At 58.0% G+C, this 1213-nt stretch carries 2 protein-coding genes and 1 pseudogene; all 3 read right to left on the minus strand.

Translation table 11 applies throughout. From position 1 onward, the window contains the following. A partial coding sequence (locus tag AKL29_RS44260) for a YciE/YciF ferroxidase family protein (protein ID WP_244481706.1) occupies positions 1–244 on the minus strand: 244 nt, incomplete at its 3' end. A 212-nt stretch (positions 245–456) separates the two neighbouring features. Then, positions 457–693, minus strand: a complete 237-nt coding sequence (locus tag AKL29_RS46795; protein ID WP_488230416.1) for a Rieske 2Fe-2S domain-containing protein — start codon at positions 691–693, stop codon at positions 457–459. Between the two features lie 234 nt (positions 694–927). Continuing rightward, positions 928–1213: pseudogene (locus AKL29_RS46800) on the minus strand (FAD-dependent oxidoreductase); the annotation flags it as partial.

Below are 1213 nucleotides of genomic sequence, written 5' to 3' on the forward strand. Positions count from 1 at the left end.
ACCCGAGGATCGCCGGGCAGGTTTTGCCCTTGGGAGCCTGCTTCATCATCTTGAAAACTTGCTGCAGACGTTGAACTTGCCCCTCGGTTTCGCCGGCATGTTTTTCAAATGCAGCGCGCAGTTGGTCAGAACTCGCGGCCTTTGCCAATTTCGGCAACGCAACGAGTATCTTCCTTTCGGCGTAGTAGATGTCTTTGAGGGTCTCCAGGAAGAGGTCTTCAAGTGTCTTATTCTGGCCCGGCATGGATTCCTCCTTGTTTGTACACGAGCCAACAGCGCCTTTCGTCAAAGGTTCCGAGAGGCATGGTACTGCTAATCACTCACCAAAAGGCGGCACTAAAAAGGCCCCGTTTTTCGAGGGCCTTTCACTAAGGGGTTCATCCGCCCTTAGCACCAGAACAATGGTCGGAGAAACCAGGCTTCCGCCACTAGAGTTCCTGCAGTGGCCGACCGGAGCTATTCCGCGGCCTGGTGGTGCGCCGGCTTCTCGAGCTCGGCAAGTGGAGATACTGCAGGTCCATTGAGCGCGGTGCCATCTGGTGCGAACTGCGATCCGTGACAGGGGCAATCCCAACATTGCTCCAGTGAATTCCAGTGCACAACGCACCCCAGATGCGTGCAGCTGGCGGAATGCAGGTGCAGCTGTCCTTTCTGGTCCCGGCATGCTGCGACTTTTTGCAATCCGCTACGCACCAAACAGCCCTCGCCAGAACGCAGCCCCTCGACGGAAGCGATTTCGCTCGCCGAAAGATACTCCGCGAAATTTTTCAACGGCGTGATGTTCTCGCTGATGTATTCACCGAGGTTCTTGTAGATCTTCCGTGCCGGCGAGTAGACGTCCTCCCACGCATTGGAGCCGCTGGTGATCAGGTCCGCGATCAGGATGCCGGCGACGAGACCGTTGGTGATGCCTTGTCCGGAATCGCCGCTGACAATGAAAACATGCTCTTCGTCCGGCGAGCGGCCGATGAAGCCGACGAAATCTATCGGCTCCAGGACTTGTCCCGACCAGCGATGGGTTATCGCACCCAGGTCGGGCAATCGTTCGCGCGCCCAGTGCTCCAGGACCGCAAAGCGTTGCTCGCCGTCATCAGCCTCGCCGGCCTTGTGGTCTTCACCGCCGATGATCACGAGAACCTCATCGGTAGAGAGCGGCTGCAGGCGGACATAATGGTAGGGATCGAGCGTGTCCCAATAGAGCGCGTCGGCCAGC

The sequence above is a fragment of the Bradyrhizobium pachyrhizi genome (assembly GCF_001189245.1).
GTDB lineage: Bacteria > Pseudomonadota > Alphaproteobacteria > Rhizobiales > Xanthobacteraceae > Bradyrhizobium > Bradyrhizobium pachyrhizi.